The organism is Streptomyces sp. (assembly GCF_019510245.1).
Lineage (GTDB): Bacteria > Actinomycetota > Actinomycetes > Streptomycetales > Streptomycetaceae > Streptomyces.
On sequence record NZ_JAEKKT010000117.1, the window covers coordinates 221,234 to 243,903 of the forward strand.

At 70.1% G+C, this 22,670-nt stretch carries 15 protein-coding genes and 1 pseudogene; 10 read left to right on the forward strand and 6 right to left on the reverse strand.

Annotated elements, in window-relative coordinates:
* Nucleotides 1-17: 17 nt before the first annotated feature.
* From JF597_RS09475 to JF597_RS09485, 3 genes are all read left to right on the forward strand, one after another.
* Nucleotides 18-914: a dihydrodipicolinate synthase family protein gene (locus JF597_RS09475; RefSeq protein WP_293991707.1), complete on the forward strand. Its 897-nt coding sequence runs from the start codon at nucleotides 18-20 to the stop codon at nucleotides 912-914.
* 65 nt (nucleotides 915-979) lie between these two features.
* Nucleotides 980-1,981 (forward strand): proline racemase family protein, encoded by a 1,002-nt coding sequence (locus JF597_RS09480; protein ID WP_293991709.1) that lies wholly within the window; start codon nucleotides 980-982, stop codon nucleotides 1,979-1,981.
* Between the two features lie 30 nt (nucleotides 1,982-2,011).
* A complete protein-coding gene (locus tag JF597_RS09485; RefSeq protein WP_293991711.1) occupies nucleotides 2,012-2,716 on the forward strand; it encodes a GntR family transcriptional regulator in 705 nt (234 codons plus the stop codon).
* Nucleotides 2,717-2,988: 272 nt separating this feature from the next.
* On the opposite strand, the gene JF597_RS09490 is transcribed toward JF597_RS09485, so the two are convergent.
* Together JF597_RS09490 and JF597_RS09495 are read right to left on the reverse strand one after the other, a co-directional pair.
* The gene (locus JF597_RS09490) at nucleotides 2,989-5,337 is read right to left on the reverse strand and encodes an MFS transporter (RefSeq protein ID WP_293991713.1); all 2,349 of its coding nucleotides are present in this window, start codon (nucleotides 5,335-5,337) and stop codon (nucleotides 2,989-2,991) included.
* A 123-nt stretch (nucleotides 5,338-5,460) separates the two neighbouring features.
* Nucleotides 5,461-6,483: a LacI family DNA-binding transcriptional regulator gene (locus tag JF597_RS09495; RefSeq protein WP_293991715.1), complete on the reverse strand. Its 1,023-nt coding sequence runs from the start codon at nucleotides 6,481-6,483 to the stop codon at nucleotides 5,461-5,463.
* Nucleotides 6,484-6,772: 289 nt separating this feature from the next.
* Between JF597_RS09495 and JF597_RS09500 the strand changes: the two genes are divergently transcribed.
* The 7 genes and pseudogenes from JF597_RS09500 to JF597_RS09530 all read left to right on the forward strand — a co-directional run bounded on the left by JF597_RS09500 (nucleotide 6,773) and on the right by JF597_RS09530 (nucleotide 15,055).
* Nucleotides 6,773-8,704, forward strand: coding sequence for a beta-L-arabinofuranosidase domain-containing protein (locus tag JF597_RS09500; RefSeq protein ID WP_293991718.1), 1,932 nt, complete (start codon nucleotides 6,773-6,775; stop codon nucleotides 8,702-8,704).
* A gap of 58 nt (nucleotides 8,705-8,762) precedes the next feature.
* Nucleotides 8,763-9,977, forward strand: coding sequence for an extracellular solute-binding protein (locus JF597_RS09505; protein ID WP_293991720.1), 1,215 nt, complete (start codon nucleotides 8,763-8,765; stop codon nucleotides 9,975-9,977).
* Nucleotides 9,978-10,091: 114 nt separating this feature from the next.
* Nucleotides 10,092-10,979, forward strand: a complete 888-nt coding sequence (locus JF597_RS09510) for a carbohydrate ABC transporter permease (protein ID WP_293991723.1) — start codon at nucleotides 10,092-10,094, stop codon at nucleotides 10,977-10,979.
* A 44-nt stretch (nucleotides 10,980-11,023) separates the two neighbouring features.
* Nucleotides 11,024-11,785, forward strand: coding sequence for a carbohydrate ABC transporter permease (locus JF597_RS09515; RefSeq protein WP_293991770.1), 762 nt, complete (start codon nucleotides 11,024-11,026; stop codon nucleotides 11,783-11,785).
* A gap of 37 nt (nucleotides 11,786-11,822) precedes the next feature.
* Complete coding sequence (locus JF597_RS09520; protein ID WP_293991725.1) at nucleotides 11,823-13,559, forward strand: RICIN domain-containing protein; 1,737 nt, start codon at nucleotides 11,823-11,825, stop codon at nucleotides 13,557-13,559.
* Nucleotides 13,560-13,678: 119 nt separating this feature from the next.
* A pseudogene (locus tag JF597_RS09525) lies at nucleotides 13,679-14,128 on the forward strand (serine/threonine protein kinase); the annotation flags it as partial.
* A gap of 42 nt (nucleotides 14,129-14,170) precedes the next feature.
* The gene (locus JF597_RS09530; protein ID WP_293991727.1) at nucleotides 14,171-15,055 is read left to right on the forward strand and encodes a pirin family protein; all 885 of its coding nucleotides are present in this window, start codon (nucleotides 14,171-14,173) and stop codon (nucleotides 15,053-15,055) included.
* A gap of 1,160 nt (nucleotides 15,056-16,215) precedes the next feature.
* Here JF597_RS09530 and cas2e read toward each other — a convergent pair.
* The 4 genes from cas2e to JF597_RS09550 form a co-directional block, all read right to left on the reverse strand.
* The gene (gene cas2e, locus JF597_RS09535) at nucleotides 16,216-16,578 is read right to left on the reverse strand and encodes a type I-E CRISPR-associated endoribonuclease Cas2e (RefSeq protein WP_293991729.1); all 363 of its coding nucleotides are present in this window, start codon (nucleotides 16,576-16,578) and stop codon (nucleotides 16,216-16,218) included.
* Nucleotides 16,575-17,333, reverse strand: a complete 759-nt coding sequence (cas1e, locus tag JF597_RS09540; RefSeq protein ID WP_366916387.1) for a type I-E CRISPR-associated endonuclease Cas1e — start codon at nucleotides 17,331-17,333, stop codon at nucleotides 16,575-16,577. The genes cas2e and cas1e overlap by 4 nt, the downstream gene beginning before the upstream one ends.
* 30 nt (nucleotides 17,334-17,363) lie before the next feature.
* Nucleotides 17,364-19,418, reverse strand: a complete 2,055-nt coding sequence (locus tag JF597_RS09545; RefSeq protein ID WP_293991731.1) for a family 43 glycosylhydrolase — start codon at nucleotides 19,416-19,418, stop codon at nucleotides 17,364-17,366.
* Between the two features lie 137 nt (nucleotides 19,419-19,555).
* Entirely contained in the window at nucleotides 19,556-22,630 is a 3,075-nt protein-coding gene (locus JF597_RS09550) for an RICIN domain-containing protein (RefSeq protein WP_293991733.1), read from the reverse strand.
* Nucleotides 22,631-22,670: the final 40 nt, after the last annotated feature.

Consider the following 22,670-nt stretch of genomic DNA (forward strand, 5'->3'; position numbering starts at 1 on the left):
CCCCCGGAGGAACCCTGATGTCCACTCCCCACCCCCGCCCCTGGCGCGGTGTCCTCGTGGCCACCGCCCTCCCGCTCCGCGACGATCTCTCCGTCGACCACGACAGGTACGCCGAGCACTGCGCCTGGCTGGTCGAGAACGGCTGCGACGGCGTCGTACCGAACGGCTCTCTCGGTGAGTACCAGGTGCTCACCCCCGAGGAGCGGGCGAAGGTCGTCGAGACCGCCGTGGCCGCGATCGGCGGGGCCCGGGTCATGCCCGGCGTCGCCGCCTACGGCTCGGCCGAGGCCCGCCGCTGGGCCGAGCAGGCCCGGGACGCCGGCTGCGCGGCCGTGATGCTGCTGCCACCCAACGCCTACCGTGCCGACGAGCGGTCGGTGCTGGCCCACTACGCGGAGGTCGCGAAGGCGGGGGTACCGGTCGTGGCCTACAACAACCCCATCGACACCAAGGTCGACCTGGTCCCGGAGCTCCTCGCCAAGCTGCACGGGGAGGGGTACGTCCACGCGGTCAAGGAGTTCTCGGGGGATGTCCGGCGCGCCTACCGGCTGGCCGAACTCGCCCCCGAGCTGGACCTGTTGATCGGCGCCGACGACGTCCTGCTGGAGCTGGCGATCGCGGGGGCCAAGGGCTGGGTGGCCGGTTACCCGAACGCGCTGCCGGCCGCGTCGGTCGAGCTGTACCGCGCGGCGGTCCGCGGGGACCTGGACACCGCCGGCCGGCTCTACGCGCAGTTGCATCCGCTGCTGCGCTGGGACTCCCGGGTCGAGTTCGTCCAGGCCATCAAGTTGTCCATGGACATCGTCGGCCGGCACGGCGGCGCCTGCCGCCCGCCGCGCGTGCCGCTGCTGCCCGAGCAGGAGGCCGTGGTCCGCGCGGCCACCGAGAAGGCCGTCGCCGCCGGACTGGCGTGACCGACCCCGACCCGGCCGACCCGATCCGCCTCGACCGACCGGCCTGACTCACCACCAGGAGCGTCATGCGCAGCAAACTCGTCCTGCACGCCGTCGACTCGCACACCGAGGGCATGCCCACCCGCGTGGTCACCGGCGGGATCGGCACCATCCCGGGCGCGACCATGAACGAGCGCCGGCTGTACTTCCGTGACCACCGCGACGACATCAAGCAGTTGCTGATGAACGAGCCGCGCGGGCACTCCGCGATGAGCGGGGCGATCCTGCAGCCGCCGACCCGGCCCGACTGCGACTGGGGCGTGGTCTACATCGAGGTCTCCGGCTACCTGCCGATGTGCGGCCACGGCACGATCGGCGTGGCGACCGTGCTCGTGGAGACCGGGATGGTGGAGGTCGTGGAGCCGGTCACCACCATCCGGCTCGACACCCCGGCCGGCCCGGTCGTCGCCGAGGTGGCGGTGGAGAACGGCGCGGCGAAGAACGTCACGCTGCGGAACGTACCGTCGTTCTCCGTCGCGCTGGACCGGAAGATCGTGCTCGCCGACGGCCGGTCGGTGACCTATGACCTGGCCTACGGCGGCAACTTCTACGCCATCCTCCCCCTCGACGAGTTCGACCTCCCCTTCGACCGCACCCGGAAGGACGACATCCTCCGGGCCGGCCTGTCCCTCATGGCGGCGATCAACGCCGAGGCGGAACCCGTCCACCCCGAGGACCCGTCCATCCGCGGCTGCCACCACGTCCACCTGATCGCCCCCGGTGCCACGGCCCGCCACTCCCGGCACGCGATGGCCATCCACCCCGGCTGGTTCGACCGCTCCCCCTGCGGCACCGGCACCAGCGCACGGATGGCCCAGCTGCACGCCCGCGGCGAACTCCCGCTGGACACCGAGTTCGTGAACGAGTCCTTCATCGGCACCCGGTTCACCGGCCGGCTCCTCGGCACCACCGAGGTCGCGGGCCTCCCCGCGGTCCTGCCCAGTTTCACCGGCCGGGCCTGGATCACCGGCACCGCCCAGTATCTGCTGGACCCGGACGACCCGTTCCCGGCCGGCTTCGTACTCTGATTCCCCCGACGATCCTCCAGGAGTTCCGCCATGGCCGACCGGCCCAGCAGCCCGCCCACCGCCAAGCCCGCCATTCCGTCGCTCGGCGGCCGGAAGCCGAACTTCCGGGAGCGGGTCGTGGACGTGCTGCGGGCCGCGCTGATCGCCGGTGAGCTGCGCCCCGGCGAGGTGTACTCGGCGCCGGGGCTCGCTCCACGCCTGGGCGTCTCCGCGACCCCGGTGCGCGAGGCCATGCTGGAGCTGGTGAAGGAGGGCATGGTCGAGATCGTCCCGAACAAGGGGTTCAGGGTCACCGCTCTCTCCGAGCAGCAGCTCGACGAGTACACGCACGTCCGGTCCCTGATCGAGATCCCGACGACCGTCGCCCTCGCGGCCACCGCCGACCCCGACGACCTGGAGGCGCTGCGGCCGGTCGCCCTGGAGATCGTCACCTCGGCCGTGAAGGGCGATCTGATCTCCTACGTCGAGGCCGACCTGGCCTTCCATCTGGGCCTGCTGGCGCTGGCCGGCAACGGCCATCTCGTCGAGGTGGTACGGGACCTGCGCCGCCGTTCGCGGCTGTACGGGCTGACGGCGCTGGTGGCGGCCGGACGCCTGAAGGCCTCGGCCGAGGAGCACCTGGAGCTCCTCGACGCCCTGCTGGCCCGTGACGAGCGGGCCGTGCACGAGGTCATGACCCGCCACCTGGGCCACGTCCGCGGCCTGTGGGCGGCCCGGCGGCCCGAGCACGGCTGAGCGCTCCGCCGGAGCACGGCCGAGTGCTCCGCCCGAGCACGGCCGAGTGCTCCGCCCGAGCACGGCCGAGTGCTCCGCCGGAGGCGCCGTGACTTGTCGCCGGTCGACTGCGGCGCCGTCCCGGCTGGTCGCTCCCCCGAGTTGCCGGCTTCACTCGAACCCGGGGGACTGCACCGCGGCGGTGGCCGCACCTTCGGTACGGCCCCGCACCCGTCTGGGGCGCTGCCGAACCGCGACCCACTTCGCCGGACCCGCTGCCTGGCTCCTGCGAACTACGCGCCCGGATGGGCGAGTTCGATGTCGTGGTCGTGGACGTCGGCGGCGGAGACGGCCACCCCGGCGGCGTGCGGCGGGTAGCCGGTCGCGACGACCGTGTACTGGCCGCTGTCCAGGTCGGAGAAGGCGTACGCGCCGTCGTCCCCGGTGGTGGTCGTGCCGACGACGTTGCCGGCGGCGTCCACCAGCGTGACCCGGGCGTCGCCCAGCGGGCCTCCCGCTCCCCGGACCGTCCCCCGTACATGGGCGCCGGGCCGCAGCTCCACGTCGACCCGGGTGGTCCCGGTCCCGGCCATCTCGACGGGCAGGGCGAGCGGCCGGTGCTTGGGCGAGCTGACCGCGAGGGTCACGGTGCCCGGCACCAGGTCGCCGAGCGTGAACTCGCCGAGCCCGTCGGTCTGCTGGGTGGCGAGCACGTCCCCGCGCACATCGGTGACGACCACCGCCGCCCCGGCGACCGGCGCCCCGCTGTCGGCGGCCCGCACCACCCCGGCCAGGCCGCTGCTGCCGGAGAGCAGCAGGTCGTGGACGACCGGTTCGGAGCTCACGACGAGGGTGGTGGCCTGCGGCCGGCAGCCGTCGGCGGCAGCGATCAGGACGTACGTCCCCTCGCCGGGTGCCACCACCGCGTAGGCGCCGCCGGCGTCCGCGACCGCGCGGCCGAGCTGGCGGCCGCCGGGCGAGATCAGGGTGACGGCGGCCCGGCCGACGCCGTTTCCGTCGGTGCCGCGCACCCGGCCGTGCACCCGGATGCCGTCGCCGGCGGCGGGGAGGGGGACGGGGAGGTTCGGCGCAGCCTCTTCCGTGCCCACCGGAGCCGCTTCCGCCGCCACCGGCGCCGCGGGGACCGGCTTCGGCGCGGCCTGCGCGGGGGTGGCCCGCTGCGCCCCGCCCGTCGCCCCGCCCGTCGCCCCGCCCGTCGCCGCGGCCGGCTTCCGGCGCGGGATGAACGCGGCCACGAGCAGCGCGAGGACCGCCGCGCCCGAGCCCGCCGCCATGACCACCTTGAAGCCGCTCTCGGAGGGGATGGCCGTCGAGCCGAAGACGGTGGTCATCTGGGCCAGGATCACCCCGGCGACGGCGCTCGCGGTCGACGTGCCGATGGACCGCATCAGGGTGTTGAGGCTGTTCGCGGCGGCCGTCTCGTGCGGGTCGACGGCCCCCATGATGAGCGCGGGCATCGCGCCGTACGCGAAGCCGATGCCGGCGCCGATGATGCAGGAGACCAGCACGAGCTGCCAGACCGCGTCCATCAGCACGATGTTGAGCCCGTACCCGGCGGCCACGATCACCGCGCCGCACATCAGGGTGACCTTGGGACCGAAGTTCTTGGAGATGAGGGCGGACAGGGGCGCCATCGCCATCATCACCAGGCCGGTCGGGGCCATCACGAGGCCGGCGTCGAGCAGCGACTTGCCCAGACCGTAGCCGGTCGCCTCAGGCAACTGCAGGAGCTGCGGAAGCACCAGGGACATCGCGAACATCGAGAACCCGAAGGCGATCGAGGCGAGGTTCGTGACGAGGACCTGGCGGCGGGCCGTGGTGCGCAGGTCGACCAGCGGCTCCCGGGTGCGGAGTTCGTACTGTCCCCAGGCGAGCAGGACGACCACGGCGGCGCCGAACAGGCCGAGCGTGGTGCCGCTCGACCAGCCCCAGTCGGCGCCCTTGGAGATGCCGAGCAGCAGGCAGACCAGGCCGGCCGCCATGCCGAGGGCGCCGGGCAGGTCGAAGCGGCCGCCGGTGCGCACCTTCGACTCCGGCACGAGGGCCAGCACGAGCAGGGCGGCGACGACGCCGAGCGCGGCCGAGGTCCAGAACAGCACGTGCCAGTCGAAGTGGTCGGCGATCAGCGCGGCGGCGGGCAGACCGAGGGCGCCGCCGACACCGAGCGAGGCGCTCATCAACGCCGTTGCGGAGCCGAGCCGTTCGGCGGGGAGTTCGTCGCGCATGATGCTGATGCCGAGCGGGATCACGCCGGACGCCAGCCCCTGCAGGGCGCGCCCGATGATCATCGGTACGAGGGTGTCGCTCAGCGCGGCGGTGACCGAACCGGCGACCAGCATGAGCACGCTGGTCAGCAGCATCAGCCGCTTGCCGTACATGTCGCCGAGCCGCCCCATCACGGGGGTGGCGACGGCGGCCGCGAGGAGGGTGGCGGTGACGGCCCAGGCCGCGTTGGACGCCGAGGCGTTGAGCAGCTTCGGCAGTTCGGGCACGATGGGGATCACCAGGGTCTGCATCAGCGAGACCACGATCCCGCCGAAGGCCAGCACCGCGACGACGACGTTGGTCCGCGGCGCGGCGGAGTCCCCGGCGACCGCCGGCCGGGGCTGTGCATGGGACATGGTCGGGCCTCCGTAGGGCCGCTCGGGTCTGCACGACCCTCCCGAATGTAAGTCAATTGATTGACTTAAGCAACCAGGATGTCCGTGCGGGAAGTGAAGATTCGCGGCACGTCCGGCGTCGCGTCAGCTCGACTCGCGCACCACCAGCCGGCACGGCACCGTGTGCACCCCGGGCTCCGGCTCGTCGTCGATGGCCTGGAGCAGCCGCAGCGCGGCGATCCGGCCGATCTCGGCCAGGTTCATGTCGACGGTGGTGAGCGGCGGCCGGCAGGCGAGGGCCATGGTGTCCCAGTTGTCGTAGCCGACCACGGCGATGTCCCCCGGCACGTCCTTCCCCCGCTCGCGCAGGACGTCCGCGACCCCGCGGGCGATCTGGTCGTTGCCGCAGAAGACGGCGTCCGTGCCGGGTGCCGTCCGCAGCACCGCGTCGGCGGCGCGCCGCCCCCAGGCCTCGCTCCACTCCCCGAAGTGCACTCGCCCCGCCGCGAGTTCGAGGCCCGCCCCGGCCAGGTGCTCGACGGCGTGCCGGGCACGGTCGCGGGCGGCCTGGTGGTGCTCGGGCCCGGTGACATGGGCGATGCGGGTACGACCGGTGGCGAGCAGGTGCTCCACGGCGAGCCGGGCCCCGCCGCGGTCGTCGGTGACGACGGAGGTGTCGGCGGGGTCGGTCGACGGGGAGAGGGCGTAGACGACTGGGATCGCCGGGTCGATACCGGTCAGCGGCGGGCGGGGGTCGGTACGGCGGCCGGCGACGATGATGCCGTCGACCCGGCGGTCGGTGAGGGTACGCAGATGGTGCTGCTCGCGGATGGCGTCGCCGCGGGTGTCGCAGAGCAGGACGGAGATCTTCCCGGCGCCCAGCGCGTCCTCGGCACCGAGCAGCACCGGGGTGCTGAAGCGCCCGATGCCGTCCGTGGTCATCAGGCCGACCGTCCAGCTGCGGCCGCTGTGCAGGCTCTGCGCGTGCTGGTTGGGCCGGAACCCGAGCGCCGCCACCGCGTCCAGCACCCGCTGCCGGGTCTCCGGGCGCATCCGGCCGGCGCCGTTGAGCGCCTTGGAGGCCGTGCCCACGCTGACACCGGCGAGGGCGGCGACATCGGCGAGCCTGGCCCGGCCGGTGGGCGGGGAGTCTGGAGCGGAGGTCACGGGCAAACCTTTTCCTCGATGGTCTCTCGACTGCGTCGCCCGTCTCGCGGCGACAAAGCCGCCCGCCATCCTCGCAGCCCGCCAGGTGAAGGACCAGACCCCTCGGGCAACTTGAGAAATCCGTGCCGGATGCCTTGACCCCCGTCTCCGGCTGCCCTGTACTTCTCGGCGAGAAAACGGTTGCTCACAATGGTCCCACGGCCTCGCCATACCCGAGGCTCCAGACGGTGTTCGACATATCGACAGCACTGACGTCACGGCGCCCACCCCCTCCTCACCCCGGAGAGCCATGCCCCGCACCCGCTCCGCCTCGTCCTCCCCCGTCGGCCCGGTCCGGCTCACCCCCGACGCCCGTACGGCGCTGCGTCCGGCGGCCGTCACCATCGACGCGGGCTTCTGGCACGACCGTCGCACCACCAATGCCAGGGTCTCCCTCCCCCAGGGTCCGGACCTGCTGGAGTCCGCCGGGAACCTGCACAACCTGCGGCTGGCGGCGGCCGCACCGGAGGCGTCGGCCGAGGGCGGGTTCCGGGGCGCGTTCCCGTTCGTCGACACGGACGTCTACAAGTGGCTGGAGGCGGCGTCCTGGCAACTCGCCGAGAACCCGGACGAGTCGCTGGCCGCCGAGGTGGAGCGGATCGTGGCCCTGGTGGCCGCCGCCCAGCAGCCCGACGGCTATCTCAACACCTGGTTCCAGCTGGTCAAGGGCGGAGAGCGGTACCAGGACCTGCGCTGGGGGCATGAGCTGTACTGCGCGGGCCATCTGATCCAGGCCGCCGTCGCCCACCATCGCTCCACCGGCCGCCGCGAACTCCTCGACGTGGCACGCAGGTTCGCCGACCACGTCGACTCCGTGTTCGGCCTCCCCGGCAGCGGCAGACCCCTCGACGGCATCGACGGCCACCCGGAGATCGAGACGGCTCTGGTGGAGCTGTACCGGGAGACCGGCGAGCGCCGCTATCTGGATCTGGCCGGATACTTCGTGGACCGGCACGGCCACGGCCTGCTCGACGGCGCGGCCTACTGCCAGGACCGCGTCCCGCTGCGCGAGGCGACGAACGTCGAGGGCCATGCCGTACGGCAGTTGTACCTGCTCGCGGCGGCCGCGGACCTGGCAGCGGAGACCGGGGAGAGCGAACTCCGGTCAGCGGGCGAGCGGTTGTGGCACGCCATGACCACCACCAAGACCCACCTCACCGGCGGGCTCGGTGCGCACCACGACAAGGAGGACTTCGGCGACCCGTACGAACTCCCCAACGAGCGGGCCTACTGCGAGACCTGCGCCGCCATCGCGTCGGTGCAGTGGAGCTGGCGGATGGCCCTGCTCACCGGGGAGGCCCGCTACTCCGACCTGATCGAGCGCACCCTCTTCAACGGTTTCCTGGCCGGGGTCTCGCTGGACGGCGAGCGGTGGCTGTACGTCAATCCGCTCCAGGTCCGCGACGGCCACACCGACGCCGGCGGTGACCAGTCGGCCCGCCGCACCCGCTGGTTCCGCTGCGCCTGCTGCCCGCCCAACGTGATGCGGCTGCTGGCGAGCCTGCAGCACTACCTGGCATCGGGCGACGAGCAGGGCCTGCAGATCCACCAGTTCGTCACCGGGACGTACGCGACCGACCGGGTCCTGGTGCGGGCCGAGACGGACTACCCCTGGCACGGCACGGTCGCGTTCACCGTCGAGGAGACCCGGTCCGACGGCCCCTGGACACTGTCGCTGCGCATCCCCGAGTGGTGCCGGGAGTTCCGGGTGCGGTGCGGCGAGGAGACGTACGACTCGCCGGTGGACGACGGCTGGCTGCGGCTGTCGCGCACCTGGGCGCCGGGCGACCGCGTGGTCCTCGAACTCGTTCTGGAGCCCCGGCTCACCGCGGCCGACCCGCGCGTGGACGCCGTACGCGGCTGCGTGGCGATCGAGCGCGGGCCGCTCGTCCACTGCCTGGAACAGGCCGACCATCCGGGCGGCGGTCTGGACGACATCGTCCTCGACCCGTCCCGTCCGCTCGCCGTGAAGCACCGCCCGGACCTGCTCGGCGGGGTCACCACCGTGGTGGCCGCCGGCCGGCGGCGCCCGCTTTCCGACCGGGGCTGGTGGCCGTACGCGACGGCGTCCGGCACCGGTCCCCGACCGGACGGCGAGCCGGTCGAGTTGACCGCGGTCCCGTACCACGTCTGGGCCAACCGCGAGGACGGCAGCATGCGCGTCTGGCTCCCCACCTCCTGAGACACCCCCCGTCCTACGACAACGAGGTCACCCCGTGATACCCACCCGCCGTACTCTCATGGCCCTCACCACGGCCGCCCTGCTCCCCCTCACCGCCTGCGGTGGCGGTTCCGGCTCCTCGGGATCGTCGTCGCCGGCCGGCGGGACGTACACCTTCTGGGACCCGTACCCGCAGTTCGACGCCTCCTCGGACTGGGGCAAGCGGGTGGCCGCGTGCGGCACCGCGGCCGGGGTGAAGCTCAAGCGGACCGCGTACGACACCACCGACCTGGGCAACAAGGCGCTGCTGGCCGCGCAGCAGGGCAACGCGCCGGACGTGATGCTGGTCGACAACCCGGTCGTCTCCACGCTGGTGGAGGCGGGGATCCTCAACAAGACGAGCGACCTCGGGCTCGACACCTCCTCGATCCAGAAGAACATCATCGGCGCCGGCACGATCGACGGCGCCTCCTACGGCGTCCCGATCGGCGCCAACACCCTCGCGCTCTACTACAACAAGAAGGTCCTCTCCGCGGCCGGTGTCGACCCGGCCTCCGTCAAGGACTGGGCGTCGCTCACGGACGCGCTGAAGAAGGTCAAGGCGGCCGGGAAGAAGGGGATCACCTTCTCGGCGATCAACACCGAGGAGGGCAGCTTCCAGTTCCTGCCCTGGTTCTGGGGTGCGGGCGGCGACCTCACGAAGCTGGACTCCGACAAGGGAGTTGCGGCCCTCTCGCTGTGGAAGCAGTGGGTGGACGCGGGGTACGCGCCCAAGGACGTGCTGCAGAACACCCAGACCACCAGCTGGCAGGAGTTCGCCACCGGCGACTACGCGTTCAGCGAGAACGGCACCTGGCAGCTCGGCAACGCCGACAAGGCCGGGTTCGGCTACGGCGTCATCAACATCCCGGCGCGGAACGGCGGTTCGGCGCCGGTGCCGACGGGCGGCGAGTTCGTCACCGTCCCCGTGCAGAAGGACACCTCGCGCTACGACGTCAGCAAGAAGATCGTCGGCTGCCTGACCAGCGACTCCAGTCTGCTGGCCACGGACACCACGCTCATGTACGTGGCGCCGACCTCCGCCGTACAGACCGAGCAGGTCGCGAAGAACGCGGAGTTGAAGCCGTGGGTGACGGCGGTCGCGGCGGCGCGGGGCCGGACCAGCGGCGGTCTCGGCACGAAGTACCCGACGATCTCGCAGCCGATGTGGACGGCCGTCCAGGCGGCGTTGTCCGGCAGCAAGAGCCCCCAAGACGCACTGGATGCCGCGCAGGCCGCGGCGGGCAAGGGCTGACCGGTGGCTGTTCATCCGCGGGTCGGCGGGGGCTTGTCGCGCAGTTCCTCCCCCAGCCTTCGGCCGGGGGTACCCCCAGCGCCCGGACGGAGCGCTGCACCACGGGGAGTTCGCTTGTCCCCTTCCCTGCGGCGGCGGCTGACCGCTCTTGCCTTCGTCCTCCCCCTCCTCGCCTACCTCGCCGTCTTCTACGCCTATCCGCTCTACCGCAACCTGGACCTCAGCCTGCGCGACTACACCGTGCGCTCCTTCGTCGCCGGCGACGCGCCGTTCTCCGGGTGGGCCAACTTCCGCACCGTGCTGGACGATCCGACGTTCGCTCCGGCGATGCGGCACACCATGGTCTTCACCTTCGTGTCGATCGCCTTCCAGTACGTCATCGGGCTCGCCCTCGCGGTCTTCTTCAACCGGCACTTCAGGCTCTCGACCGTGCTGCGGGCGCTGTTCCTGATCCCCTGGCTGCTGCCGCTGATCGTGTCGGCGTCGACGTGGTCGTGGATGTTCAACAGCGAGTCGGGGGTGGTGAACTACTTCCTGCACTTCCTCGGCGTCGACCCCGTCGGCTGGCTGACCTCGCCGGACTGGGCGCTGGTCTCGGTGATCGTCGCCAACATCTGGATCGGCATCCCCTTCAACCTGGTCATCCTGTACAGCGGCCTGCAGAACATCCCCGGTGAGCTGTACGAGGCGGCGGCGCTCGACGGGGCGGGCGCCTGGCAGCAGTTCCGCCGGATCACCTTCCCGCTGCTGCGTCCGGTGTCCGCGATCACGCTGCTGCTGGGGCTCGTCTACACCCTCAAGGTGTTCGACCTGATCTGGATCATGACCAAGGGCGGCCCCGGCGACGCCTCCTCCACCCTGGCCACCTGGTCGTACCAGCTGGGCTTCGGCACGCTGCTGCCCAGATTCGGTCCCGGAGCCGCGGTCGGCGACATCCTGATCCTGATCGCCCTGGTCTTCGGCCTCCTGCACATCCGCGTCCAGAGGAGGCAGGAAGCGTGAAGTCGCGTGGCTACACCCTGATCGGCCTCTGCCTGACCGCACTGATGCTGTTCCCGGTGTACTGGATGCTCAACGTGTCCCTCACCCCGCAGCAGGACATGCGCAAGGACCCGCCGGACCTGCTCCCGCTGCACCCGACCTTCGAGGGCTACCGGGCGGTCCTCGACGACCAGCTCCCCTACCTGGGCACCAGCCTGCTGATCGGCATCGGCACGGTCGCCCTCACCCTCCTGATCGCGGCCCCGGCCGGCTACGCACTGGCGAAGCTCCGGCCGCACGGCGGCGGGGCACTGAGCCTGGCCCTGCTGATCGCCCAGATGATCCCGGGCATCGTGATGGCGATGGGCTTCTACGGCATCTTCCTGGACCTCGGCCTGCTCAACTCCTGGTGGGGGCTGATCGTCGCGGACTCCACCATCGCCGTGCCCTTCGGCGTCATGATCTTCACCGCGTTCATGTCGGGCATCCCCGGCGAACTCGTCTCGGCCGCCCGGATCGACGGCGCCGGCACCTGGCGCACCTTCCGGTCGGTCGTCCTCCCGCTGAGCCGCAACGCGATCGTCACCGTCTCGCTGTTCGGCTTCCTGTGGGCCTGGTCCGACTTCGTCTTCGCCAACACCCTGGACGGCGGAGGAAGTTGGAAGCCGATCACGCTCGGCATCTACAAGTACATCGGCAACAACAACCAGGAGTGGAACGCGATCATGGCGACCGCCGTCGTCGCGTCGGTCCCCGCGGCCGTCCTCCTGGTCCTCGCCCAGCGCTATGTGGCCGCGGGCGTGACCGCGGGCGCGGTGAAGGACTGAACCCTCCGACTCGCCTATTCCCGAGGAGATCCATGCCATGAGCCGCACCCCCCGCAGAGCGGCCCTCGGTGCCCTGGCCCTCACGGCCGCCGCGCTCGGCACCACGGCCCCCGCCGCCCACGCGTCACCCACCTCCGCCACCACCCTCGTGGTGAGCGCGAACCAGACCCTGCGCTCGGTCACCCACGTGGCCTCGGGCAGTCTGTATGGCCTGGACACGGCGAGCGTGCCGGCCGACAGCCTGGTCGAGCCGCTGAAGCCGAACACCTTCGTGCAGATGGCACCCGGCGGCAGCCAGCTGCCCAACGGCGAGCCCACCCCCGGCGGTGACGCCCTGGTCGTCGTCCCCGAGGCGGCCAAGGCCGGTGCGAAGGTGGTCGTACGGATGCCGGACTGGTACCCGAACTTTCCCTACAAGTGGGTGAGTTGGAGCGACTGGCTGTCGGCCGTGGACAAGCAGGTCGCGTCCGTGCGGTCGTCCGGCGCCACGAACATCAGCGCCTACGAACTGTGGAACGAGCCCGACGGAACCTGGGACACCTCGGCGGCGGGCGCCTTCGACGACGGCTGGTCACGGACGTACAAGGAGGTCCGTGCGAAGGACACCGGCACCCCGATCCAGGGGCCCAGTTTCGCGACGTACACCGACAGCAAGATGAAGACGTTCCTCCAGGACGCCGTCGCGAACAACGCCGTGCCCGACATCGTCAGCTGGCACGAGCTGCAGAGCAGCGCGAACATCGCCGCGCACGTGGCCGACTACCGGGCACTCGAGTCGAGCCTCGGCCTCAGCCCCCGCCCGATCGCCATCGAGGAGTACGGCACCACGAGCGAGGTCGGCGTCCCGGGGCCGCTCGCGGGCTACGTCGCCAAGTTCGAGCGGGCGGGTGTGCACGACGCCGAACTGGCCTTCTGGAACCACTACGGCACCCTCGGCGACACCCTCACCGACACCGGCGGCTCACCCAACGGTGCCTACTGGCTCTACAAGTGGTACGGCGACATGTCCGGGAACATGCTGGTCACCACGCCTCCGGGCCAGACCGGCATCGACGGCTTCGCCGCCCGCAACGGCGCGGGCAACCAGATCAGCGTGGTCACCGGCGGCTGCACCGGTTCGTGTGCCGTCACCGTCAACGGGCTCTCCTCGCTCTCCGCCTTCGGCAGCACCGTGCACGTCAAGCTGGAGTACACCCCGTCCAAGGGCCGCACGACCGCCGTCTCCGGGCCGGTGACGATCTCGGACACCGACTACCCGGTCAACGGCGGCTCGATCACCGTACCGGTGACGATGAACGCCTCCGACGGCTACCACCTGACCATCACCCCGAGCGGCACCGCCACCTCGCTGGCCGGCCGCTACCAGATCACCAACAGGAACAGCGGCCTCGCCCTGGACACCAGCGGCGCGGGCACGGCCCAGGGCACCCTCGTCGTCCAGGCCACCTCCACCACGGGCACCGACCAGAACTGGACCCTGGTGGCCGCGGGCAACGGCCTCTACAAGATCAAGCAGCAGGCGAGCGGCCTGCTCCTGGGCATCACCAACGCGGGTACCTCCGACGGCGGCACCGCCCTGATCTGGGGCGACAACGGCACCGCCGACCACCTCTGGCAGCTGATCCCGTCCGGCGACGGCTACTACAAGATCGCCAACTACAACAGCGGGCTGCTGCTCGGGGTGACCGGCATGAGCACCTCCTCGGGCGCCCAGGTCCTCCAGTGGGACGACAACGGCACCGCCGACCACCTGTGGAAGCTGACCGCCCGCTGACGTACGCCACAGTGGACCCGAGCACACCCGTGCGGGGCGACGACCGGCATTCGCTGTCCCGCACACCCGCCGACACGCATCCGCCGTCATCGGCGACGACGACCGCGAGCTCGGCCGCCTCTCCCCTCCCCCAGGGCTACCGCCTCGTCACCGACCGGGCCCTCGGCGTCGTCTTCCCCGTCCCGGACGGCTGGACCACCGCCACCCGTGCCACCGGCGAACTCACCTACAAGGACCCCACCGGCCTGGCCGGCGTCACCATCGGCATGGTGGAGCCGGCCGGCGCGACCCCCGTCGCGCACTTCGCCGACATCGAGGCCAACACCAAGGTCAACTACCCGACCTACCGCAGGTTGCGGATGCAGCGGACCGCGTTCCGGGGACAGCCGGCCGCGGTGTGGGAGTTCACCTTCCGGGGCCGGGCCCGCGTCTTCCGCGCCATCGACCTGGGCTACAGCCGGGAGGGCGGCCGGGAGTACGACATCGACCTCTCCGCGCCGCACGCGAAATGGGACAGCTACCGGCCGGTCTTCGACAACGTGAGGGACGGATTCCGTACGACCGGCTGACCGCCTCGGCAACGGGGACCTTCGGCCGCTAAGTTGTCCGACATGAGCAACCTTGACCGCGCGCCCGTCCCGAGCGTGTGCGGCGGCCGCGGATTCGTCGTCGCCGAACCCGTCCGCGAGCTGCTGAGCCCCCGCCACGTGCAACTCGGCGAGTCGACCGAGGTGCGCCGGCTGCTGCCGAACCTCGGCCGCCGCATGATCGGTGCCTGGGCGTTCGTCGACCACTACGGCCCCGACGACATCGCCGACGAGCCGGGGATGCAGGTCCCGCCGCACCCGCACATCGGGCTGCAGACGGTCAGCTGGCTGCATCAGGGCGAGGTGCTGCACCGCGACTCGACCGGCAGCCTGCAGACGATCCGCCCGCGCGAGCTCGGGCTGATGACCTCGGGCCGGGCGATCAGCCACTCCGAGGAGAGCCCCCGGTCGCACGCCCGGTACCTGCACGGCGCCCAGCTCTGGGTGGCCCTGCCGGACTCCCACCGTCACACGGACCCGAGGTTCGAACACCACCCCGACCTGCCGACCGTCACGGCCCCCGGCCTGACCGCCACGGTCATCCTCGGCTCCCTCGACGGCGCGACGTCCCCCGGTACGACGTTCACCCCCATCGTCGGCGCGGACCTGGCCCTCGCGCAGGGCACCGACCTCCGCCTGCCCCTCGACCCCGACTTCGAGTACGGCGTCCTGGCGATGTCCGGCGAGGTGCACGTCGAGGGCGTTCCGGTGCTCCCGGGCTCCATGCTCTACCTGGGCTGCGGCCGCACCGACCTCCCCCTGCGCGCGGAGTCGGACGCGGCGGTCATGCTCCTGGGCGGCGAGCCGTTCGAGGAGGAGCTGATCATGTGGTGGAACTTCGACGGGGCTCCGCTCAGCGCGCCCGCACTGCCCGAGACCCCCCTCAAACCACGAGGACGGGCCCGCTGACCAGGCAAGACGCGAGTCTCTGGCTTCAGGTTCGCAGAGCCACCCGGACATCCGCCCCACCTCGACGTCCACTGACGCAAGTCTCCTCGGAGGCCGCTGTACCGGCGCCTCCGAGAGGCTTCTCGATTCCAGGGTGTGGGCATCTGTGGGCATCTTTGCCAGGACGAATGCTGACCCAATGCTGACTTTACTGACGAGTAGTTAGATGGCGCCTGGGCGCCGCCCCCAGCCCCGCTGAGGGTGCGGCTGCAACTCCAGGCGAGATGGCACTGCCGTCTGACGACGAACTGATGAAGGGGCTTCGAGAGTCGCAACGAGTCGTTGAGCGGCGTGACGGCCTCTTGTACAGGATCTACAAAGTCGGCCGTGCCGAGTTCGAGCGCACCTTGAGCACATCCGTCACCGCCCTGCATCACTCGCGCCCCTCTCGTGTGGCCCTATCACGTGTATGCGCCACCACAGCCGCAACACCCCCCGCATCCCCCCGTCCACCTGCGTACGCATCGCTCCCATCCCGTGCTGAAGAACTGCGGCACCGAAAGTGAATCTGCCGCCCAATACCTCACAGGCACCGCACCTGATCACGCCCCGGTCGGCACGCAATACAGACGGCGTACCACCTGAGGCAACCGGGCGCCCACGAGCAGCCCCATGTCGACGGCCCGACGGCTGCTCGCACCGTCCGGGCATGGCGAGCAGCCTCTCACTCGGGGCTGATCAGCACCCGAGGGGACCCGTCTCGCCAATGCGGAATGCAGAGGCCGGGTGCAGCAGCCATTCCAGCGGCTGGGGGGCCAATCCCGCCGGGCCCGGGTAGCAGTCCCAGTCCCGGCCGGACCGCGGGTCACCGCCGGCCCCAGCGGGCGGGCGGCGGGAGCAGACCCCGATCACCCGTCAGCGAAGATCGTACTGGGGAGCAGCCCCCAGACGCGGGGAACCGGGAGCAGCCCGGAGTGGCCGAGTTCAAGAAGAAGTTCCGGGGAACACCCCCGCGGGTGCGGGGAGCAGTTCACCTGCGGCGAGGTCGATCAGACCCGGCTGGGACCATCCCCGCGGGCGCGGGGAGCAGACTCCCTGAACTGGGCTTTTACTCCGGCAGCGTGGGGTTTCCCATGACGTTCATTGATTTCGGCAATTCGCCCAAGCCGCCAGGAAAGGCATCAAGGGTTTCCGAAGCGGCGACGCTTTGCCGCCTTGCTCCAGCCGACAGGTGGAGTCGCTGTGGGGCTGGTGCTTGATGCGGGGGCCGTGGGGCTGGGGCGTTGGATCAGCGTTACGCCTTCGTAGTCGATTGGATGCCAGGCGTGGTCGTGGGTACGGAAAGTGAAGCCCTGTTCGGTGTTGGTGGTGTGTGCGAGGAGGGCGCGTCCTTGGCCTGTGTACTGTCGGACTTCGTCCCAGAGGACGTCGCGGATGCGGGCCGAGGGGTTGCCGATGAAGACGCCGGCGGAGATTTCCAGGAACCACCGGGTGAGGAATCCTCGGAGGCCGGGTGGGCAGTTGGTGAGGACGATGACGGTCACCAGCTCACCTGTTTGTAGTCGTCGGGCCCGTCGTGGTTGATGCCGGCGGCGACCTGCTGGTTGCCGTCGCTCTGAAGCATGACGATGTCCCTGTCGTTGTTCGCGGGCTCTTCAGGGGTGCCGGCGGGCAAGAGCAGGCGCTTGATGTCGTGGACGCAGCGGTCCAGGAGGGACGTCTCGTGAATCCGGTCGCGCAGGGCGCGGCGGGTGCGGCCGCCGATGTCGGTGTCGCCGTCGTCGTCCGCGGCAACGTCGAAGGCGAGCGGGATGCCGATGTCGGTTTTGTAGAGGTCGGCGATGTCGAGGACGAAGGACAGTTCGTGGCCGGTGTGGATGAACCCGAGGCCGGGACTGCAGCCGAGTGAGGTGACGACGGCATGGGCGATGCCGTACATGCACTGCGCGGCGGCAGTGACGGCCTGGTTGACGGAGTCGCCGCCGGCGAAGTCGCCGGGCGTGTAGCGGCGGCCGCGCCAGGGCACACCGGTTCGGGCCGCCTGAGCGCGGTAGCAGTCTTTGACGCGTCGCCCTTCTCGGCCCATGAGTTCCTGGCGGGTAAGCCCGGCGGGGTCTTCGTCGGGAAAGCGCATGCGGTACATGGCGCGGGCCACGGCAAGGCGGTTTCGAGGGTTGGCCCACTGGCGTGCCTGAGCTTCGGCGAGGACGGAGGAGCGGCTGAGGGCGCGGCCGGAGGCGTAGTAGCGCACGCCGCGTTCGCCGACCCAGCACACGGCGGCGCCGGTTTCGGCGAGCACGCACACACCACCTGCAAGTGCCTGACCACCCTACTGTCCGCTGACGCGTGAGAAGGTCCATTGCTGGTTGGTGCTGCCCCTGTCGGAGTACTGGATGAGCGCGGCGCCGTCGGCCGTGCTGCCTGCGCTGACGTCGAGGACCTTGCCGCTGTTGCGGTTGACCACGACGAACGCGCCTCCGGTCAGCGGGCGCAGTTGCCATTGCTGGCTGGTGCGGCCGTCCGCGGTCGTCTGTACGATCCGTGCGCCGTCCGCGGTCGAGGAGCCTGATACGTCGAGGACCTTGCCGCTGCGGACGCAGGTGATGGTGTGGTAGCCGTCCACGGTGGACTGGAAGGTCCACTGCTGGTTCGCTGCGCCGTTGTCGGGCCACTGGATCAGACCGGCGCCGTCGGCGGTCGATCCACCGGAGACGTCGGCGACCTTGCCGCTGCGCACGCTGACGCATGTGTAGGCCCTGGTGGGGGCGAGGGTGTACTGCACGGAGTCGACATCGACGTAGCCGGTGTTGTCGGGGTTGTAGGTGTACAGGCCGATCCGGTCACCGCGGTATCCGCCCCAGGTGAGCTGGTAGGTGCCGCCGAAGGAGGTGAACGCGCTGCCGTCGAGGCTGTAGGAGAACTGGCTGACGCCGTTGACGTCCCAGGTGGTGCGTAGCCACACGGCGTTCTGCGTGATCGTCGGACCGGCGGTCAGGGTGCCGTTGACGTTGTTCACGATCGTGGTGGTGGTGCCGGAGCGGCGGACGCCCAATCCGGCGTAGGTGGCGGCGTAGTGGCACAGTCCGGCGTGCTGGCCGTCGGCGAGGCCGGCCAGTTCGAGACGGACCGTCACCGTCGCGCCGCCCGCGGTGCGCAGCACGCGTTGGGTGAGGGTGTTGCCGACCTTGGTCAGGTTGTCGGCCGCCAGCGGGGCGAACGCCTTCAGCCGCAGGTAGCCGGGGCGATCGGTCAGCGACCAGTGGTCCGCGCGGGGTTGATAGTACCACTCCCACTGCGGCTTGAGGCGGGTGTCGGTGAACAGGTCGCTGGTCACCACGGAGGGGAGCGCGTCGACCGGCAGACCGGGGGTGCCGCCGGCGGGGACCTGGCCGGTCCACGCCATGGTGCCGATGCCGTCCGTGCCGACCTGGCCCAGGATGGGCCAGCCGTCGATCCAGGTCACCGGCAGCAGGGACAGCACGCGTCCCTCCCAGTCGCCGTGGCCGTGGTGGGTGACGAAGTACCAGGTGCCGTCGGGGGCCTGTACCAGGCCGCCCTGGTTGGGCTCGCGGTCGACCGAGGTGTTGACGTGTTCGAGCTGCTTGGTCTCGTAGGGGCCGTAGAGGTTGGAGCTGCGGTTCATCATCAGCACCCGGCCCTCGGACTTCACCTCGCTGTACAGGTGGTAGTAGAGGCCGTTGATCTTGTAGAGCTTGTTGGCCTCGCTGCCCGACGACTGGTGGATGACCGTGGGCGAGCCGACCAGCGACTTGCCGTCCGCGGACAGCTTGAACAGGTTGATCTTGTAGCCGTCCGAGTAGTGCGAGGTGACCAGGTAGCCCTGCCCGTCGTCGTCCCAGAACGGGCACGGGTCGTCCCAGCCGGAGGTCCGCCACACCGCCGTCAGCGGATCCCACGGCCCTTCCGGTGACGCGGCCGACGTCATGAAGAAGCCTTCGTCGGGGGTGTTGAAGTACACCCAGTACCGGCCCGCGTGGAAGCGGATGGCCCCGGCCCACACACCGCGGCCGAAGCGGTTCATCCGGTCCCAGTTCAGCTCCGGTCCGATCTGAGTCACGTCACAGACCGCGCCGCCGAGCGTGCGCCAGTTGACCAGGTCCTTCGAGTGCAGCACAGCTACGCCGGGCGAATAGCCGAACGTGCTGGTGATGCCGTAGTAGTCGGAGCTGACCCGGATGCAGTCCCAGTCGCTGAAGTCGCCCGGGAGGACGGGGTTGACGTAGGTGCCGTCGCCCTGGTCGCCCCACTTGCCGGCCGACAGGGCGGCTGCCGCTGCGCTGCCCGGTGACAGCAGGCCCGGCAGCAGGAGCGCCCCGGTGCCGACCGCGGCGAGTCGGCCGAGTTGTCGTCTGGTGATGTCCACAAGTCCCGTCCCTGGTAGGCGTCATCACATATATGGCGGTGCTGCTCGATTCGAGTGCGCGGTGCTGGGGGCGTGCGGGGACGGCGCCGGTCCGGGTGTGGCCGGCGCCGTCCCCGCATGCCCCTTTGCCGGGCGGATCAGTCGACGTTCACGATTTTCCACAGCTGGCTGTCTGCGTTCGTGTCCGTCGTCTGGGCGAGTTGAGTGCCTCCCGAGGACACGTCGAGCACCTTGCCGCTGTTCACGTTCTTGATCTTGTAGTAGCCGTTTCCGGTGGCGGTCAGGGTCCAGTGCTGGTTCGCGGCGTTGGTGTCGGACGACTGGACGATGGTCGCGCCGTCCGCGGTGGAAGCGCCGCTGACGTCCATGAGCAGGGCACTGTTGCGGCTGACGATCTCGTAACTGCCGTCACCCACGGGCACGAAGCGCCAGTTCTGGTTCCCGGCTCCGGAGTCGGTCCACTGGATGATGTCGGCTCCGGCCGTCAGCGATCCGCCTGACACATCGACGGCCTTGTTGCTGCCCTTGTTGACCACCTTGTAGTTGGCGTTCTTCGCGGGGAACTGAATGGAGGCGAAGGCGTCCAGCGCGCAGACGGCACTGGAGGCGGCGGAGTTCTTCGTCCCCGTGCACACCACCTTGATCGTGTGCGGGCCCGCGGGCAGGTTCGTCCTCTCGAACAGCGGCACCTGCTTCGTCACCGTCGTCGCGTAGGCGTCGATGCCCGCCTGGGCCAGGGTGCCGTCGAGGTAGACGTCCACCTTGCCCATGTTCGGCTGCGTCATGCTCAGGTAGCGCACACCCGTGCCGGTGAACGAGAACTCGGCGTAGTTACCGGCGGTGTTCGTGAACTTCTCGGACCCGTTCATGTCCTTCGTGTCGTTCCAGTTCGACCAGGTGCCGGAGTAGGTCACGCCCGCGGCCTTGTCGTCGACGTGGTTCCAGCGCTGCCGCACCAGCGCCTTCGACGCGGGGGACGCGTTGCCCTGGGCGTCCACGACGAAGAGGCGGTAGTCACCCGCCGTCTGCGGGACGCGGATGCTCGTCGAGGTGCCGCTCGCGCTGGTCATGGTGGGACCGGCGGCGAACGTCGTCGTACCGGCGGGAGCCAGCCACAGCGTCTTGGTCGCGTCCTTGGGGCTGCGCACCGGAACGGTCATCACGCCCGTACCGGCGAACGTGCTCGCGGGCAGCGCGTAGTCCTGCGCAGCCGTGACCGCCGCGGGCAGCAGATTCTTGTAGGCCTCCTCCAGACCCGCGTTCACAGCGATGCCGTAGGCCTGTGCCGGCCACACGTTGTCCGCGTAGCCCCGCACATCCTGGATCGTGCTGTTCGGGACGTTCCTGTCGAAGATCTTGTTCACGGTGCCGTAGCCGGGGTCGACGTCGAACACGTTGTCGTGGTAGCTGATGAAGGCGGAGCCTTCATCAGGGTGCAGGCCGTACTTGTGGCCGGCCGGAACGCCCTTGATGTAGTTGTTGCTGATCTCCGTTCCCGGCTGGCTGCCCAGTGTGTAGATGGGGGCGGAGTCGCCGAGCACCTGCATCGTGTCGAAGATCTCGTTGTACTTGACGGTGTTGTTCCTGGCCGTGGTCGTCGGGTTCCCGGGATTGATGGAGTTCGTCGAACCGTCGAAGTTCCACCAGCCCCAGCCGAGGGTGATGCCCGCCCACGGGGACTTCTCGATCCGGTTGTGCTGCACGGACAGGGAGTCCACGAAGTATGCCGACACCGGGCTGGAGCCCTGGAACAACACCGCACTGTCGTAGAGGTAGTTGTCCGTGATCGATATGTTCTTGCAGAGCCCCTCGACGTTCACCGGGTACTTCTCGTGGTTGGTCGAGGTGTAGTCACCGATGTACACGTGCTGCGGATGTCCCACAGTGATCGCGGACCCGGCGATGTCGTTCGTGACGTTCCCGGTCAGCTGCGAGTCCGTCACATCGTTGGCCAGGGTGATGCCGTCGGCGCCGGTGTGCTGAACCGTGTTGCCCGCCAGGACGATCCCGTCGGCGTTCTCGATCTGGACGGCCGCGGGCGGCAGGTCGACGTTGCGGTAGGTGTACGCGTGGAAGTTCTGCCGCGCGTACACGTTCGAGCTCGCGTTGCCCTGAGTTCCCTGCCGGAAGACGGAACCCGCCACATTGACCAGGTTCCAGTCGGAGTGCTCGACCGTGAGCCCCGAGAACGTGAGGTTCCGCGCGTGGTCGGTCCTCGACGTTCCGGCGATCTTCAGAAGGGTGGACACGTGGTTCGGCGCGAAGACCTGCGCCGACGTCATGTCCTCGGAGCCGGCCTTGTAGTAGTAGAGCGTGTGGGTGCTCTTGTCGAAGTAGAACTCGCCCGGCTTGTCCAGGAACTCGTACGCGTTCATGAACGTATGGCTGCCGTCGGCCTTGAACGGGCCGTACGGCGGCGCCTGGGCGATGGCCGCACCCGGCTGCTGGAACAGAGCCACGCGGCTGGCGCCGTCCGAGCTCGTGGTGATCTGACGGACGCCCACGATGGCCGTGGTCCAGGTGGTCGCCGACACGATCTCGACGTCGTCCTGGTTGGACGCGACGGCCGGCAGGTCGGAGAGGCTGTACTTGGCCCCGTCGCACTGCGAACCCGACTCCCAGGCCCAGGGAGCCTGACCGGCCGTGACGGTGTACGTCCCGTAGCATCCGGCCGAGTTGATCGTCTTCGAGGCCATCTCGGCGCGCTTGCCGTTGACGTAGAGCGCGCGGAGCTTGTCGTCGCGGTTGAGTGTGGCCTTCCAGATGTTCCCGCTGTGCTGGGTCCAGCCGGTCACCTGAACGCCTGCTTCCAGGACCGGCTTCTCACCCGGGTAGGCGGCGTACACGATCTGGTGCCCATTGGTGCCGGAGTCGGCCGAGGTGAAGTCGATCGTACTGCTGACCGGGTAAGTGCCGCCCCGGAGATAGACGTTGATGTCCCCGCTCATGTTGTCGTTCACCGTGCGCACGACGTCCCGGGCGTGTTGCAGGGTCTTGAACGGTGCGGAAATCGTCCCGGCGTTGGCGTCGTCGCCGTTGGGGGCAACGTAGTACGTCGCCTGGGTCGCGGCCGCGGCCGGCGTCGTCGTGGTGAGGGAGGCCAGCACGACGGCGGAGACCGCGGCCGGGAGCGCTGCCGCCAGGCGGCGGAAGACGGAGGCCGCCGGGGGTCTGCCCCTCCGGTTGCTTCGGACGGTCGGCAAAGCGTTCATGCGTCGGCTCCTGTGAAGTTTTCGGTCTGGTGGTGCGGGT